This window comes from Pantoea sp. R13S299 (genome assembly GCF_048515925.1).
Taxonomy (GTDB): Bacteria; Pseudomonadota; Gammaproteobacteria; order Enterobacterales; family Enterobacteriaceae; genus Pantoea.
In genome coordinates, this window is sequence record NZ_JBLYEF010000002.1 from 512,870 (window position 1) to 528,497 (window position 15,628).

Consider the following 15,628-nt stretch of genomic DNA (forward strand, 5'->3'; position numbering starts at 1 on the left):
AGGGCCTGATAAATTTAAACGGCATTGCAATGCCACCAAAACAGGGTATGGATGCAGAATGACATATGCACTGGAACTTTCCCGGCTGACCAAGACCTATCCCGGCGGCGTGCAGGCGCTGAAGGGCATCGATCTTAACGTTGAAGCGGGTGACTTTTATGCGCTGCTGGGGCCAAACGGTGCCGGTAAATCTACCACCATCGGGATTATCAGTTCGCTGGTTAATAAATCCGAGGGCAGCGTGCGGGTATTTGGCTACGATCTGGAAAAAGATGTGGTGAATGCCAAGCGCCAGCTCGGCCTGGTGCCGCAGGAATTTAACTTCAACCCGTTCGAGACGGTGATGCAGATCGTCGTCAACCAGGCAGGTTATTACGGCGTTGAGCGTCGTGAAGCTAATGAGCGGGCGGAGAAATATCTGAAGCAGCTCGATCTGTGGGGCAAACGCACCGAACGTGCGCGCATGCTCTCCGGTGGCATGAAGCGTCGTCTGATGATCGCCCGAGCGCTGATGCATGAGCCTAAGCTGCTGATTCTGGATGAGCCGACGGCTGGCGTGGATATCGAGCTGCGCCGCTCAATGTGGGTGTTCCTGAAAGATCTTAATGCCAAAGGCACCACCATTATTCTCACCACCCACTACCTGGAAGAAGCCGAGATGCTGTGCCGCAACATCGGCATTATCCAGAGCGGTGAGCTGGTGGAGAACACCTCGATGAAAGAGCTGCTGTCCAAGCTCAAATCCGAAACCTTTATCCTGGATCTGGCACCGCGCAGTCCGCTGCCTACGCTGGAAGGGTTCCAGTACCGCCTGACCGATACCTCCACGCTGGAAGTGGAAGTGCTGCGTGAGCAGGGCCTCAACAGCGTCTTCAGCCAGCTGAGTGCGCAGGGTGTGCATGTGCTGAGTATGCGTAATAAAGCCAACCGTCTGGAGGAGCTGTTCGTTGGCCTGACGACGCAGGGAAAAACAGGAGCAAAAGCATGACACATTTGTACTGGGTGGCGCTGAAGAGCATCTGGGCCAAAGAGGTTAACCGTTTCGCCCGCATCTGGATCCAGACGCTGGTGCCGCCGGTGATCACCATGACGCTCTATTTCATCATCTTTGGCAACCTGATCGGGTCGCGTATTGGTGAGATGCACGGCTTCAGCTATATGCAGTTCATCGTGCCGGGATTGATCATGATGGCAGTGATCACCAACGCCTATGCCAACGTGGCGTCGTCGTTCTTCAGCGCCAAGTTCCAGCGCAACATTGAAGAGCTGCTGGTTGCGCCGGTGCCGACCCACATTATCATTGCCGGTTATGTGGGCGGTGGCGTGGCGCGTGGTGTCTGCGTCGGCATCCTGGTGACGGCTATCTCGCTGTTCTTTGTGCCGTTCCAGGTGCACTCCTGGACGATGGTGGCGATCACGCTGCTGCTGACCGCGATCCTGTTCTCACTGGCCGGTCTGCTGAACGCCGTGTTTGCGCGCACCTTTGACGATATCAGCCTGATCCCGACCTTTGTGCTGACGCCACTGACCTATCTGGGCGGCGTGTTCTATTCGCTGAGTCTGCTGCCGCCGATCTGGCAGGCTGTCTCTAAACTCAATCCAATCGTTTATATGATTAGCGGATTCCGTTATGGCTTCCTGGGTATTAACGATGTGCCGCTGGTGTTTACGCTCTCGGTACTGGTGGCCTTTATTCTGGTGTTCTACTGGCTGGTCTATGCGCTGATACAGCGCGGGCGCGGATTACGCACCTGACGTTACCTGAATGGTAAGGGCCACGCTGCGATAAGGGCGTGGCTTTTTTTTTGCTGAGTGAAAACTCTCCATCACTACGGTTCTGCCTGGTCTTAAAAATCATCCTGAAACGCACTTAGTCATCTCTGTTCTGCCTCTGAAGCCGGTCACCGCCTCGCTTACATCCTTTCTCACAAATAATTACCCTAAGTATTATCTGATAATAATCTGACATCACTAGCTATCTTAATGATTCTTAACTGTTAAATTTTTTTTAAGATTAGCCTTAAAGTCTGGCTGTTGTTTATTTGTTTACGAATTATCAAAATACCGCCGGAATAAGGTTATTCCTCTGCTCAGGGATGAATGGGTGGGTTAAGACTCTTCTTAATAAGAAAAATGGCATCCATTTCAGGGCCAGTTTTTAATCAAAGGCAGGAAAAGATGAATCGTATAACGTGGATCGATAATCTGCGGGGATTAAGTATTCTCGCAATCATTTTTTTGCACAGCACTATCGCCGTACATAATAACGCCGGACATTTTACCGCCTTCAGCAGCCTGTTAAATGAGATGCTGGCACCGGTAAGACTGGGGCTGATGTTCTTTGTTTCGGGGTTATTTGTCGATGCCGGGTTAAGAAAAGGCCTGGGTCCTTTTTTTAATAACAAGGTGCGCAGTATTCTCTATCCGTTTGTGGTCTGGGTGGCGGTCTACGGCGGGTTAAAGATCCTGTTCAGCTCAATGGCAAATACGCCGCAATCACCGATGAACATTATTCTCTCCCACCTGACCGGTGGCGGTGATATGACCTGGTTCCTGCATTCGCTGTTTATCTTCTTTATTGTGATTATCTTTGCGCGTCACCTGCCGTTCCTGCTGGTGTTTGCCATCTGTATGACGCTGAGCTGGGCGCTGCCTGCGATTGAGGCGGATGGCGTGTTTGCCAGCTTCGACAATACGCATATCAACAAATCGCTTTATCTGTTTGTCTTCTTCTATCTCGGCGATTACGTAGTGAGAAAGCAGGTGGATATTGCGGAGAAAGTGCAGCATGGCCCGACGCTGTTGATTTCAGTAATCAGTTTTGTGATTCTGTCCTGCCTGAATATCTTTGTACTGGAACGTCATTCCCAGGCGTTATTATCACCGCTGGCACTATTGTCTGTTCCGTTCTTTGTCTGGATTGCACTCAAGCTGAAGTCTGAACTGGTCTACTACATTGGCGTCAATTCTATCGTCTTTTACCTGTCGCATTATCTGGCCATTCAGTTCTTCAGTAAGATCGTGAAGTTTGAAAGCCCGTCAGCCTGGGTAAATGACCTGAAGTTTATTTCGGCGTTTCTGGTGGCGCTGGCGCTGCCGTGGACATTATGTCTGATGAGAAAACACGGCTGGTTTAATTTCCTCTTTACGATGAAAAAGTCATCGAAGCCGATGACAACCAAACCGGTTTAATTATCAGAGAAGAAAAGAAAAGGGCCAGCCGTTTTACGGGCGGCCCTTTTTTCAGGTGATCAATTAATCAGGCGATCTGAACTGGCAGCGCTTTTGCCAGACGCTTCATCTGGTTGTCACCTTCAAAGTAGGCGACTTTAGGCTGCCACTGACGCGCTTCGGCATCCTCGACCTGTACATAGGAGCAGATAATTAATATATCGCCCTCGCAGGCGCAGCGGGCTGCTGCACCATTGACCGAAATGATTTTCGAACCGCGCTCAGCCGCGATAGCGTAGGTGGAAAAGCGCTGACCGTTGGTGACGTTATAAATATCGATCGCTTCATATTGCAGAATGCCGGAAGCATCCAGGAAGTCCTGATCGATAGCGCAGGAACCTTCATAATTGAGGTCCGCCTGCGTCACCTTGACGCGGTGCAATTTGCCTTGCAGAACAGTGCGAATCATAGCCAGAAACCTTGTCAGAGAAATAAAATAACCTGCAGCAGAGGGACTTACAGCGTCAGGTCAACGGTTTGATTATCAATCAGGCGGGCTTTGCCCAGCCAGGCGGCCATCAGCACTACCGCACGCTGGCTGTCCACCGTGAGCGGCTGCAGCGTTTCCGCATCACAAATCGCCAGGCCATCAGGACGCAATCCCTGCGCCAGCAGCGCCTCGCTGGCGGCCTCGATGATCTCGTCAATCTGACGCTCGCCGTTCTCCAGCCGTGTCGCCATCTGATTCATCACCTGGCTCAGCACCGGGGCCAGCTTACGCTCATCGGCAGTCAGGTAGCCGTTGCGTGAACTCAGCGCCAGGCCATCTTTCGCCCGCACGGTTGGCACGCCCACAATCTCAATGTCGAAGCCCATATCGGCCACCATCTTACGAATGATAGCCAGCTGCTGAAAATCCTTTTCACCGAAACAGGCAATATCGGGCTGCACCAGATTAAACAGTTTGCTGACGATGGTCGCCACGCCACGAAAATGGCCCGGACGTGTCGCGCCTTCCAGCAGGGAAGAGAGCACCGGCACTTCAACAAAGGTCTGATTCTGCGCGCCCTGCGGATAGACTTCAGCCGGTGAGGGGGCAAAGACGACATCTACCTGGTGACGGTTCAGCTTTTCACAATCTTCCTGCAGCGTGCGCGGGTAGCGCGCTAAATCATCGGCGCGATCGAACTGCATCGGATTGACAAAGATCGAGACAATGACAATGTCGCCGCGCGCCCGAGCTTCATCCACCAGCGTCAGATGACCTTCATGCAGGTTGCCCATGGTCGGCACCAGCGCAATGCGTTTACCCTGCTGGCGCCAGCGACGGACTTCCTGGCGCAGCATCAGCAGCGTTTCAATGATCAACACGGTGACTCTCCTGGGTTACTGGAAACTGTGCTCTGCCGCCGGGTAGGTTCCGGCCTCGACTTCGGCGATATAGTGGCGAATCGCCGCGCGAACATCGCCGGTCTCCGCCAGGAAATTTTTAGCAAATTTGGGAATGTGACCGCCGGTCACGCCCAGCGCGTCATGCATCACCAGAATCTGACCATCAGTGACGTTACCGGCACCGATGCCAATCACCGGGATGGTGAGCGCGTCGGTAATCTGCTGCGCCACCGACACCGGCACGCACTCCAGCACCATCAGCTGAGCGCCGGCGGCTTCCAGCGCCAGCGCATCGGCCAGCAACTGCTCGGCGCCGGCTTCATCACGGCCCTGCACTTTATAGCCGCCAAAGATATTCACCGACTGCGGGGTCAGGCCAAGATGACCACACACCGGCACGGCCCGCTCGGTCAGCATCTGCACGGTCTCAGCCAGCCAGCTACCGCCTTCCAGTTTCACCATGTTGGCTCCGGCACGCATCAGCTGCGCGGCGCTCTCAAAGGCCTGCTTCGGCGTGGCATAACTCATAAACGGCAGGTCGGCGAGCAGCAGGGCCTGTGGTGCGCCACGGCGCACGGCGGCAGTGTGATAGGCGATATCGCTGACCGTGACCGGCAGCGTGGAATCATGCCCCTGCACCGTCATCCCTAAAGAATCACCAACAAGCAGCACCTGAATACCTTCATCGGCAAACAGGCGGGCAAAACTGAAATCGTAGGCGGTCAGCGTCGCGAATTTTTTACCGCTGGCTTTCGCCTGACGCAGATGTGAAATCGTGGTGGGTTTCATGGCGCTCTCAACTCAGGAATTCTGATGGGCGCAGTTTACTGGATAGCGTGAGAGAGCGGAATCAGAGAGTTGCGTTTGTCTGATCAGCCGTGCCACAGCACGATGCTGCTGCTGTCGAGAGAGGCGAGAAGGGGGCGGAGTGCGCGGCCATCCGGCAGGCGGGCGTCCGGCGCAATCGCCAGCAGCGGCACCAGCATAAAGGCGCGGTTCAGCAGATCATAATGCGGCACAATCAGCCGCTCGGTGTTGATCACCGCATCACCAAACAGCATCACATCGATATCCAGCGTGCGGGGTCCCCAGCGTTCTGCTTTGCGCACCCGGCCATGCTCCCGCTCAATCTGCTGGGTATGGTCAAGCAGCGCTTCTGCGCTGAGATCGGTTTCCAGCGCCACGGCGGCATTGAGAAAGTCGGGCTGATCCGGCGGGCCATAAGGCGGCGTGCGGTAGAACGGAGAGGTATAGATGCGTTGCGTCTGCGGCAACGCATCCAGTGCGGACAGCGCTGCATCAACCTGATGCAGCGGATCGGCAAGGTTACTGCCTAACGCGAGGTAAACCCGTGTCATGAGGCGTTTTGATTGTCACGACGCGGCGCGGAAGGACGGCGGCGCGGACGACGCGATTTACTGCGTGGCACCGGATCATCGCCCAGGTTATTCAGCATGTTTTTCTGATGCGGCGGCGCAGCCACCTGGAACTCACCCCACCACTGGGTCAGGCGCAGCAGTTCCGGGTTATTTTCCACTTCCGCCCGTAATGCCAGCAGATCGTAAGCGGCGCGGAATTTCGGATGCTCCATCAGTTTCCAGGCGCGTTTACCGTGACGGCGCGAAATGCGTAACTGCAGCAGCCAGATATCGCGGATCAGCGAGGTAATACGTTTCGGAATCGCCAGCGCACGGCAGGCTTCGTCCAGCGTATCGTTCATCGCCATCGCAAAGGCTTCGAAGTAAGTCAGGCCGCTTTCCTGCGCAATGCGTTCGGCCGTTTCGAGCTGCGGATACCAGAACATCGCGGCAAACAGGAACGCCGGGTTAACGCGCATATCGTTGTGAATGCGGTTATCGGTGTTCTTCAGCACCTGAGCGAGCATCCGCTCCATGTGGCTGTCACTGTTTTCCGTAAAGTTACGCGCCAGCGTCGGGAACAGCGGCTGGAACAGCTGATATTCACACAGCTTCAGATAAGTGCTGTAGCCGTAGCCGGCCTGCAACATTTTCAGCGACTCTTCAAACAGGCGCGCAGGTGGAATATCACGCAGCAGCGAAGCCAGACGCGGAATCGGCTCGGCGGTTTCCGGCGCAATACTCATATTGAGCTTGGCGGCAAAGCGCGCGACGCGCAGCATGCGGACCGGATCTTCGCGGTAGCGGGTTTCCGGATCGCCAATCAGGCGAATGATGCCCTGTTCGAGATCGCTGATGCCGCCAACATAATCGCGCACGCTGAAATCAGCCACGCTGTAGTAGAGGCTGTTGATGGTGAGATCGCGGCGTTGCGCATCATCTTCGATAGAACCGAAGATGTTATCGCGCAGCAGCATGCCACTCTGGGCGCGCTGCGAACTGTTGCGATCCTCTTCCGGCTCTTCCGCCTGGTGATGTCCACGGAAGGTCGCGACTTCGATCACTTCCGGGCCAAACATTACGTGAGCCAGACGGAAACGACGACCGACCAGGCGACAGTTGCGGAACAGCTTACGCATCTGCTCAGGCGTGGCGTTGGTGGTCACGTCGAAATCTTTAGGTTTTTGCCCCAGTAGCAAATCGCGCACGCCACCGCCTACCAGATAGGCTTCATAACCGGCTTTATTCAGGCGATAGAGCACTTTGAGGGCATTTTCGCTGATGTCTTTGCGTGAGATGTTGTGGCTTTCACGAGGGATGATGGCCATCAGACGTTCTGGTTCAACCTCTGCAGGGGCTTCCTCTTCATCACGCTTCAGGACTTTTCGGCAAAAATTGGCTACTCGGGTAAAAATGGGACACCTCGACAGTGGCAATTAGGGTGTAGGTAAAATCAGCGGCTAATCATAGCCTGTTGAGAACCGTTTGAGAATGCTGTTGTCTATGCATCCGGTTTCAGGGCGTTCTGTTGCGGCATCAAAGCGATATTCCACTGCGCTACCGCATCAGACAGCAGTTTGTCCTGCGTTAAGTCCTGCCAGCCGCCTGAAACAGGCTGTCCGAGAAAGCGTAATGCCGCCACCAGCAGTGGTCTGGCATCGCCATCGGGCAGCGAAGGTGCATGATTCTGCTTCGATAACTTATTGCCATCGTGGTTGAGCGCCAGCGGGAGATGCAGCCAGGCCGGCACCGGCCAGTCAAATTGCTGATAGAGCGCAATCTGCCGCACCGTCGGCTCAATCAAATCTGCGCCGCGCACCACTTCGGTAATGCCCTGAAAATGATCATCGACCACCACCGCCAGGTTATAGGCAAACAGGCCATCACGGCGATGAATAATAAAGTCTTCCTGTGCCAGACGCCTGTCCGCCTCCACGCGGCCGCGCAGTCGATCGTCAAAAGCAAAGACCGGCGCATGCTGGCGTAAACGCAGCGCGGCATTCTCTGGTCCGCGTTGCCGTTCACGGCAGTAGCCATCGTAGAAACCGCCAATCTCCTGAATGCGACGTCGCGGGCAGGTGCAGAAGTAGCTCTGACGATGCTGCTGCAGCCAGGCCAGTGCCTCGCGGTAAGCTTCATGACGTTGTGACTGCCACAACGCCTCACCATCCCAGGTTAAACCGTAGTGCTCCAGCTGATGCAGAATACGGCTGGCGGCACCCGGCACTTCCCGTGGCGGATCGATATCTTCAATTCTCACTCGCCAGATGCCGTTTTGCGCGCGCGCGCTCAGGTAACTGCCCAAGGCAGCAATCAGCGAGCCAAAATGGAGTTCACCAGAGGGAGAAGGGGCGAAGCGACCGATACAGGAGGACGTCATAGGATTCAGAAGTGACCACGCAGCAGACAAAACAGCTGTTGTTCCACTGCGTGGTAACAGACCGGACGCGGCATTAGCCGGCCATTTGTTTCTCACGAATTTCTGCTAACGTCTTACAGTCGATGCAGAGATCGGCAGTAGGACGTGCTTCGAGACGGCGGATACCAATCTCAACGCCACAGGAATCGCAATAACCGAAGTCGTCATCTTCAACTTTCTTCAGTGTCTTCTCGATCTTTTTAATCAGTTTACGTTCGCGATCGCGGTTACGCAGCTCCAGGCTGAATTCCTCTTCCTGCGCGGCACGGTCAACCGGGTCCGGGAAGTTAGCGGCTTCATCCTGCATGTGCGATACGGTACGATCGACTTCGTCCCGCAATTGATTACGCCAGGCTTCCAGAATCTTGCGAAAATGGGTCAGCTGCGCGTCGTTCATATACTCTTCGCCAGGCTTAACCTGATAAGGTTCAACACCGGCGATAGCGAGAATACTCAGGGACGATGTTTTACGGTTTTGACCTTCTTGCATGTTGCTTCTCCTGGATAACACGCACTATACCCTCTGACTTTCGTCTCGCAGGGGCGTTGCTGCCATCCTGCATTTGACGTCTGCGGGGTACATCGATCCCCCATTGGGGAAAAAAACAGGCCGCTATAAATAACAGAAGCAGTCAGGGTTGGCAATTCTTCATGAACACACCTTGACAAGCCTGTGAGGAACAGCGTAATCAGCGCTTAGCTCAGAACATTCTTAACACATAAAATTGCAAAAGATATTACAAGGTTACGTTGATCGGCGATTTAAGAAACATTCCCTCCGCCGATAAGTCTGCCTGATACGCTAAAATCTCTACGCCTTCCTTATGCGCCTGAGCCAGTTGTTCTGCATACGCCGCATCAATGTGGCGTGCCGGGGAAACGTCCTCAATCCCCGAGTGCAAAACGGCAAACAACAAAACGGCCCGATGACCCTCTGCTGCAACTGTTGCCAGTTCACGCAGGTGCTTCTGTCCTCGAATCGTCACCGCATCCGGAAAATACCCTTTTCCTTCATGTAAAAGGGTTACGGATTTCACCTCAATATAGCAGTTGGGTCGTGGATCTGCCTTGAGCAGGAAATCAATTCTGCTTTTTTCACTGCCATATCTCACTTCCGCCTGACGATGGGAATATCCCGCCAGTGCGGGCAGCCGGTTCTGATCCAGCGCTTCGGCCACCAGTTGATTAGCGCGCAGGGTGTTCACGCAGATCCAGTGGCCCTGCTGCGTTTCGGTCAGCTCCCAGCTGTGAGGGTACTTGCGGGTCAGACTGTCGGACGTTGAATACCAGACCCGATCGCCCGGCGTGGCGCAGCCGGTCATGGCACCGGTGTTGGCGCAGTGGATCGTCAGAACCTCACCTTCCGGCGTCATAACATCGGCAAGGAAACGTTTGTAACGACTGATCAGGCGGGCGGGTTTAAGAGGAGGAGAGAAGTGCATGCGGATCCTGAGAGGTTAACGGCCAGCTGGCCAGCGCGCGGTAGCGGGTGCGGCCCCGGGCATATTCAGAGGCGAACAGTGAAAAGGTGGAGACATGAAAACGCCAGTGAAAACCGCGTGGCGGTAACGCCACCGGCTGCGTGGCATGGCGTAACAGCGTGATGTGCGGATGAAATGGCTGGGGACTCTGGTAACAGCCATGCCGGGCGGCCTGCGCCCGCAGCAGGCTGGCGAGCTGCAGCAGCCCGCGAGGCGCACGCTGGCAGCCGAGCCAGACCACACCAGGACGCGGCCAGTGCCCGGCATCATCCAGATCGAGATCAAAGCCGGGTTGTTCAATGCGGGAGGCCAGCGTCTGCAGGCGTTGTGAGGTTTCCGGTGCGACTTCACCCAGAAACGCCAGCGTCAGGTGCAGATTCGCTGCGACTACCGGCTGGCCCGCCTCGGCAGGAAAGGTGTCGGCCCGCCAGCGCACCAGTTGCTGCTGCATCTCGTCAGGCAGGCTGATGGCAAAAAATAAGCGTTGTGTTGCCATGGCGCTCTCCGGCAAATATCACGTGCTACAATGCGCGCCATCTTAGCACAGGCAGAAGCGGAGTTTGCTGTGAGCGATTTACCGGTCAGCGCGGTGCTGCCTGACATCCTGGCGGCACTGCGCGACGCCTCTCAAATCCTGCTGGCCGCCCCCACTGGCGCGGGCAAATCGACCTGGCTGCCGCTGCAGTTGTTACAGCAGGCGGCGCTGCCGGGACGGATCATCATGCTGGAGCCTCGTCGTCTGGCGGCGCGTAATGTGGCGCAGCGGCTGGCGGAGCAGCTCGGTGAGCAGCCGGGAGCCACGGTGGGGTTCCGGATGCGTGGCGAAAGCTGCGTCGGGCCACAGACCCGGCTGGAAGTTGTTACCGAAGGAATGCTCACGCGCATGCTTCAGCACGATCCGATGCTGGAGGGCGTGTCGCTGGTGATCCTCGATGAGTTTCACGAGCGCAGCCTGCAGGCCGATCTGGCGCTGGCGCTGCTGCTCGATGTGCAGCAGGGGCTGCGCGACGACCTTAAAATCATGCTGATGTCCGCCACGCTGGATAACGCCCGGCTGGCGGCGCTACTGCCGGATGCACCATTAATTGTCTCAGAAGGGCGCAGCTACCCGGTCGGGCGGCGTTACGCATCGCTGAATCAGAACGTACGCTTTGAAGAGGCGGTGGCGCGTGAAGTCGCCCAGTTGCTGCGTGACGAAGACGGCTCGCTGCTGCTATTTCTGCCGGGCGTGGCGGAAATTGAACGGGTGAAACGCGAGCTGGAATCACGCATCAGCGATGATGTGGATCTGACGCCGCTCTATGGCGCACTGCCACTGGCGGCGCAGCGCCGGGCGATTCTTCCTGCCGCCTCCGGACGCCGCAAAGTGGTACTTGCCACCAATATCGCTGAAACCAGCCTGACCATTGAAGGGATCCGGTTGGTGGTCGACAGTGCGCTGGAACGCAGCGCCCTGTTTGATGCACGCAGTGGTGTGACGCGGCTGCAGACTCAGCGAATCAGCCAGGCATCGATGATCCAGCGCGCCGGTCGCGCCGGGCGACTGATGCCGGGAATCTGTCTGCATCTGTTGCCGCAGGAGCAGGCATCCCGTGCGGCGGCGCAGAGCGAACCGGAAATCGTGAACAGCGATCTCTCGTCGCTGTGGCTGGATCTGCTGCAGTGGGGCTGTACCCAGCCGCAACAGCTGCAGTGGCTGGATCTGCCACCCGCCAGAAATCTGGATGCCGCAAAACAGCAGCTGACCCGCCTGGGTGCGCTGGACAGCAACGGCCTGCTCAACACGCTGGGACGGCGCATGGCGCAGCTGGGGTGCGATCCCCGACTGGCTGCTATGCTCTGTGCCGCAGGCAATGAACCGGATGCGGTCGCCAGCGCCGCGCTGCTGGTAGCGATCCTGGAAGACCCTCCGCGCAGCGGCAGTGCCGATCTGCGGGATGCCCTGCATCGGCCGCAGTCACAATGGCAGCGGCGGGCGCAGCAGTGGCAGCAGCGGCTTAAAATCCGTGGCGGTCGTATTGATGAAGATCGTTTCGCCGGTTTGCTGGCGGTGGGCTTTGGCGATCGGCTGGCGCGGCGACGCGACCAGAGCGGCCGCTATCAGCTGGCTAACGGGCTGGGTGCCAGACTGGATGAGCAGGATGGTCTGACGCGCAATGAATGGCTGATCGTACCCGCCCTGTTGCAGGGCAGTGCTACGCCGGATGCCCGGATGTTGCTGGCGCTGCCGGTCGACATTGAAACGCTGTACCAGCAGCTGCCCGCACTGATTGAGCGCCGCACCGAAGTGGAGTGGGACGAAGAGAAAGGCACGCTACGCGCGTTCAGACGTGAGCAGATTGGTGCACTGATACTGAAGACCCAGCCGATGGCGCGCCCGGAGCCAGACGTGCTGCACGCGGCCATGCTGCGCTGGATTGCCGAAAAAGGGCTGTCGGTGCTGGGCTGGACGCCGGAGGCAGAACAGCTGCGTCTGCGCATCCAGTGTGCGGCGCAGTGGTTGCCGGAAGAGAGCTGGCCCGCCACTGACGATCAGACGTTGCTTGATAGCCTGCCGCAGTGGCTGTTGCCGCAGATGTCAGCGGTGCGCGATCTCCGCAGCCTGCAGGCGGTGAACCTGACCACGGCACTCTTACATTTACTCACATGGTCACAACGTCAGCGGCTGGATACTGTGCTGCCAACTCATTACACTGTGCCGACCGGAAGCCGGCTGCCGATCCGCTATGATGCGGACAAGCCGCCCGCGCTGGCGGTCAGGATTCAGGAGATGTTTGGCGAAGCGACGAATCCCACCGTTGCGGAAGGACGTATTCCGCTGGTGCTGGAGCTGTTATCGCCCGCCCAGCGCCCGTTGCAGATCACCCGCGATCTGGCGGCGTTCTGGCGCGGTGCCTGGCCGGAGGTCAGGAAAGAGATGAAGGGGCGTTATCCTAAACATCCCTGGCCAGAGGATCCGGCCAACGCCTTGCCAACAAGGCGAACCAAAAAAATGTCCCCGCAGGGTTGAGTCCGCTGGATCGAATTCAGAGGGTTCTGCCATGCGGCACGCGAGAAAGCAGTTAGAGTAGCGGCGCTGCCGTAAGCACTGCCTGGAGAAGAAAAGTAATGTCTGGGAACGATCGCGAACCAATAGGGCGCAAAGGTAAACCGTTGCCGCCGCGCAGCAGTGCGGGCCGGGAACGACGCAGGGATATCGAACAGGATATCGATCAGGACGATTTTAATGATGACGAGGAGGAAGCGCCGGTGCCACGTAAAGGTAAAGGTGGAAAACCGCCGCGCGGCAAACGCCGTTGGCTGGGATGGTTAATCAAGCTGTTCCTGGTGTTTGTGGTGGTAATGGTCGCATGGGGCATTTACCTCGACTCAGAAATTCGCAGCCGTATTGACGGTAAAGTGTGGCAACTGCCCGCCACCGTCTATGGCCGCATGGTCAGCCTGGAACCGGGCATGGCCTACAACAAAAGTGAAATGGTGGCGCTGCTGGAAGGAACTCAGTACCGCGAAGTCTCCCGGATTACCCGCCCTGGCGAGTTTTCGGTGAAGGGCAACACCATCGATCTGCTGCGTCGCCCGTTTGATTTCCCTGACAGTAAAGAGGGGCAGATCCACGCGCGCATGAGCTTCACGAAAGACGAGCTGAGCGAGATTAAGAACCTCGAGACCGGTCGTGATTTTGGCTTTTTCCGCCTCGATCCGCGTCTGATCACCATGCTGCAGTCGCCGAATGGTGAACAGCGTCTCTTCGTGCCACGCGCCGGTTTCCCGGATCTGCTGGTCGATACGCTTATTGCCACCGAAGATCGCCATTTCTATGAGCATGATGGCATCAGCCCGTACTCCATTGGCCGCGCCTTCCTGGCGAACATCACGGCCGGGAAAGCGGTGCAGGGCGGCAGTACGCTGACACAGCAGCTGGTGAAGAACCTGTTCCTCACCAACGAGCGTTCGCTGTGGCGTAAAGCGCGTGAAGCCTATATGGCCGTGATCATGGATGCGCGCTACAGCAAAGATCGCATCCTGGAGCTCTACCTGAATGAGGTCTATCTCGGTCAGGCTGGCAGCGATCAGATTCGCGGTTTCCCGCTGGCGAGCCTCTACTACTTCGGCCGTCCGGTTGACGAACTGAGTCTGGATCAGCAGGCGATGCTGGTCGGCATGGTGAAAGGGGCGTCGCTCTATAACCCGTGGCGTAACCCGAAACTGGCGCTGGAACGACGCAACCTGGTGCTGCGCCTGTTGCAGCAACAGAAAGTGATCGACCAGGAGCTGTACGACATGCTGTCGGCGCGTCCGCTGGGCGTGCAGCCGAAAGGCGGTGTGATCACGCCGCAGCCTGCCTTTATGCAGATGGTGCGTAACGAGCTTCAGGCGAAACTGGGCGACAAGGTGAAAGATCTCTCCGGCGTGAAGATCTTCACCACGCTGGATCCGGTCTCCCAGGATGCGGCCGAAAAAGCGGTGATTGATGGCATCCCGACGCTGAAAAAACAGCGTGGCCTGAAAGATCTGGAAACGGCGATGGTGGTGGTTGACCGCTTCAGCGGCGAAGTCCGTGCCATGGTCGGCGGTGCCGATCCGCAGTACGCCGGTTACAACCGTGCGATGCAGGCGCGCCGTTCTATTGGTTCACTGGCGAAACCGGCGACCTACCTTACCGCGCTGAGTCAGCCTAACAGCTACCGCCTGAACAGCTGGATCGCCGATGAGCCGATTGCGCTGAAGCAGCCCAACGGCAGCATCTGGAAACCAATGAACGACGATCGTCGCTTCAGCGGAAAAGTGATGCTGGTGGATGCGCTGACCAACTCCATGAACGTGCCGACAGTTAATCTCGGTATGACGCTGGGGCTGGATGCGGTGGTCGATACCTGGAGCAAACTGGGTGTGCCGAAAGATCAACTGCATCCGGTTCCGGCGATGCTGCTGGGTGCCATGAACCTGACGCCGGTTGAAGTGGCGCAGGCGTTCCAGTCGATCGCCAGCGGCGGTAACCGCGCGTCACTGTCAGCCGTGCGTTCGGTGATTGCGGAAGATGGCAGTGTGCTCTATCAGAGCTATCCGCAGGCAGAGCGTGTTGAACCGGCGCAGGCGGCTTATCTGACGCTTTACACCATGCAGCAGGTTGCTGACCACGGTACCGCCCGTGCGCTGGGCGCGCGCTTCCCGAATGCGCATCTGGCCGGTAAAACCGGTACCACCAATGACCTGGTCGACAGCTGGTTTGCCGGTATTGATGGTAAAGAAGTGGCGATCACTTGGGTGGGACGCGATAACAACCAGCCGACCAAACTCTATGGTGCCAGCGGTGCGATGCAGCTCTACCGCCGCTACCTCGACATCCAGGCGCCGATGCCGTTGCAGCTGACGCCACCGGAAGATGTGTCGATGATGAATGTGGATTCGGCCGGTAACTTTGTCTGTGGCACCGGCAGCAGCACCTGGCGTTCTCTGCCGGTGTGGGCGCTGGATCCTAATGCGCTGTGTCAGCAACAGCAGCAGCAGGTTCAGCAGCAGCAACAGTTGTTCGATCAGCAACAGCAGCAACAGCAGCCGCAGCAACAACAACCAGCCCAGCAACCGCAGGAGCAGAAAGACAGCGATGGCGTAGCAGGCTGGATTAAAGATATGTTTGGCAAATAAATCAGTCAGACAGGTTAAAAAGGGCGCTTAGGCGCCCTTTTTTTGTTTCTGATCAATATGCGTCAATCGCCCTGCAAAGGGCGTCACTACTGGGATTTCTTCTTGCAGTGCCCGCTGCAGTTCGCATATTATCTAATCCGTTATAATAATCATTATCGTTT

At 57.0% G+C, this 15,628-nt stretch carries 14 protein-coding genes; 5 read left to right on the forward strand and 9 right to left on the reverse strand.

What is annotated here, in order from left to right:
• Positions 1 to 58: 58 nt before the first annotated feature.
• From ACN1CO_RS13275 to ACN1CO_RS13285, 3 genes are all read left to right on the forward strand, one after another.
• Positions 59 to 988, forward strand: a complete 930-nt coding sequence (locus tag ACN1CO_RS13275; protein ID WP_419139321.1) for an ABC transporter ATP-binding protein — start codon at positions 59 to 61, stop codon at positions 986 to 988.
• Complete coding sequence (locus ACN1CO_RS13280) at positions 985 to 1,755, forward strand: ABC transporter permease (RefSeq protein ID WP_419139322.1); 771 nt, start codon at positions 985 to 987, stop codon at positions 1,753 to 1,755. Before ACN1CO_RS13275 ends, ACN1CO_RS13280 begins: the two co-directional genes overlap by 4 nt.
• A 423-nt stretch (positions 1,756 to 2,178) precedes the next feature.
• Entirely contained in the window at positions 2,179 to 3,192 is a 1,014-nt protein-coding gene (locus ACN1CO_RS13285) for an acyltransferase family protein (protein ID WP_419139323.1), read from the forward strand.
• Positions 3,193 to 3,259: 67 nt separating this feature from the next.
• Here the strand turns inward: ACN1CO_RS13285 and panD are convergent, their stop codons facing one another.
• The 9 genes from panD to thpR all read right to left on the reverse strand — a co-directional run bounded on the left by panD (position 3,260) and on the right by thpR (position 10,317).
• Positions 3,260 to 3,640: an aspartate 1-decarboxylase gene (panD, locus tag ACN1CO_RS13290; protein WP_090964354.1), complete on the reverse strand. Its 381-nt coding sequence runs from the start codon at positions 3,638 to 3,640 to the stop codon at positions 3,260 to 3,262.
• A 47-nt stretch (positions 3,641 to 3,687) separates the two neighbouring features.
• Entirely contained in the window at positions 3,688 to 4,542 is an 855-nt protein-coding gene (gene panC / locus ACN1CO_RS13295; protein ID WP_419139324.1) for a pantoate--beta-alanine ligase, read from the reverse strand.
• A 15-nt stretch (positions 4,543 to 4,557) separates the two neighbouring features.
• The gene (gene panB, locus ACN1CO_RS13300; RefSeq protein WP_419139325.1) at positions 4,558 to 5,352 is read right to left on the reverse strand and encodes a 3-methyl-2-oxobutanoate hydroxymethyltransferase; all 795 of its coding nucleotides are present in this window, start codon (positions 5,350 to 5,352) and stop codon (positions 4,558 to 4,560) included.
• 83 nt (positions 5,353 to 5,435) lie between these two features.
• Positions 5,436 to 5,921, reverse strand: coding sequence for a 2-amino-4-hydroxy-6-hydroxymethyldihydropteridine diphosphokinase (folK, locus tag ACN1CO_RS13305; protein ID WP_419139326.1), 486 nt, complete (start codon positions 5,919 to 5,921; stop codon positions 5,436 to 5,438).
• Positions 5,918 to 7,336, reverse strand: coding sequence for a polynucleotide adenylyltransferase PcnB (gene pcnB, locus ACN1CO_RS13310; protein ID WP_419139513.1), 1,419 nt, complete (start codon positions 7,334 to 7,336; stop codon positions 5,918 to 5,920). The genes folK and pcnB overlap by 4 nt, the downstream gene beginning before the upstream one ends.
• Before the next feature lie 86 nt (positions 7,337 to 7,422).
• Complete coding sequence (gluQRS, locus tag ACN1CO_RS13315) at positions 7,423 to 8,301, reverse strand: tRNA glutamyl-Q(34) synthetase GluQRS (protein ID WP_419139327.1); 879 nt, start codon at positions 8,299 to 8,301, stop codon at positions 7,423 to 7,425.
• Positions 8,302 to 8,374: 73 nt separating this feature from the next.
• Positions 8,375 to 8,830, reverse strand: a complete 456-nt coding sequence (gene dksA, locus ACN1CO_RS13320) for an RNA polymerase-binding protein DksA (protein WP_008925615.1) — start codon at positions 8,828 to 8,830, stop codon at positions 8,375 to 8,377.
• A 247-nt stretch (positions 8,831 to 9,077) separates the two neighbouring features.
• Positions 9,078 to 9,782, reverse strand: a complete 705-nt coding sequence (sfsA, locus tag ACN1CO_RS13325) for a DNA/RNA nuclease SfsA (protein WP_419139328.1) — start codon at positions 9,780 to 9,782, stop codon at positions 9,078 to 9,080.
• Entirely contained in the window at positions 9,760 to 10,317 is a 558-nt protein-coding gene (gene thpR / locus ACN1CO_RS13330) for an RNA 2',3'-cyclic phosphodiesterase (RefSeq protein WP_419139329.1), read from the reverse strand. The genes sfsA and thpR overlap by 23 nt, the downstream gene beginning before the upstream one ends.
• A gap of 30 nt (positions 10,318 to 10,347) precedes the next feature.
• Here thpR and hrpB point away from each other — a divergent pair, with 30 nt between their 5' ends.
• Together hrpB and mrcB are read left to right on the forward strand one after the other, a co-directional pair.
• Complete coding sequence (gene hrpB / locus ACN1CO_RS13335) at positions 10,348 to 12,831, forward strand: ATP-dependent helicase HrpB (protein ID WP_419139330.1); 2,484 nt, start codon at positions 10,348 to 10,350, stop codon at positions 12,829 to 12,831.
• Positions 12,832 to 12,929: 98 nt separating this feature from the next.
• Complete coding sequence (mrcB, locus tag ACN1CO_RS13340; RefSeq protein WP_419139331.1) at positions 12,930 to 15,467, forward strand: bifunctional glycosyl transferase/transpeptidase; 2,538 nt, start codon at positions 12,930 to 12,932, stop codon at positions 15,465 to 15,467.
• The last annotated feature ends 161 nt before the right edge of the window (positions 15,468 to 15,628 follow it).

Excerpts from the sequence above, each read along its gene's own strand:
- ACN1CO_RS13275 (WP_419139321.1), top strand. The coding sequence starts at position 59 with ATGACATATGCACTGGAACTTTCCCGGCTGACCAAGACCTATCCCGGC.
- ACN1CO_RS13280 (WP_419139322.1), top strand. The coding sequence starts at position 985 with ATGACACATTTGTACTGGGTGGCGCTGAAGAGCATCTGGGCCAAAGAG.
- ACN1CO_RS13285 (WP_419139323.1), top strand. The coding sequence starts at position 2,179 with ATGAATCGTATAACGTGGATCGATAATCTGCGGGGATTAAGTATTCTC.
- panD (WP_090964354.1), bottom strand. The coding sequence starts at position 3,640 with ATGATTCGCACTGTTCTGCAAGGCAAATTGCACCGCGTCAAGGTGACG.
- panB (WP_419139325.1), bottom strand. The coding sequence starts at position 5,352 with ATGAAACCCACCACGATTTCACATCTGCGTCAGGCGAAAGCCAGCGGT.
- folK (WP_419139326.1), bottom strand. The coding sequence starts at position 5,921 with ATGACACGGGTTTACCTCGCGTTAGGCAGTAACCTTGCCGATCCGCTG.
- gluQRS (WP_419139327.1), bottom strand. The coding sequence starts at position 8,301 with ATGACGTCCTCCTGTATCGGTCGCTTCGCCCCTTCTCCCTCTGGTGAA.
- dksA (WP_008925615.1), bottom strand. The coding sequence starts at position 8,830 with ATGCAAGAAGGTCAAAACCGTAAAACATCGTCCCTGAGTATTCTCGCT.
- sfsA (WP_419139328.1), bottom strand. The coding sequence starts at position 9,782 with ATGCACTTCTCTCCTCCTCTTAAACCCGCCCGCCTGATCAGTCGTTAC.
- thpR (WP_419139329.1), bottom strand. The coding sequence starts at position 10,317 with ATGGCAACACAACGCTTATTTTTTGCCATCAGCCTGCCTGACGAGATG.
- hrpB (WP_419139330.1), top strand. The coding sequence starts at position 10,348 with ATGCGCGCCATCTTAGCACAGGCAGAAGCGGAGTTTGCTGTGAGCGAT.
- mrcB (WP_419139331.1), top strand. The coding sequence starts at position 12,930 with ATGTCTGGGAACGATCGCGAACCAATAGGGCGCAAAGGTAAACCGTTG.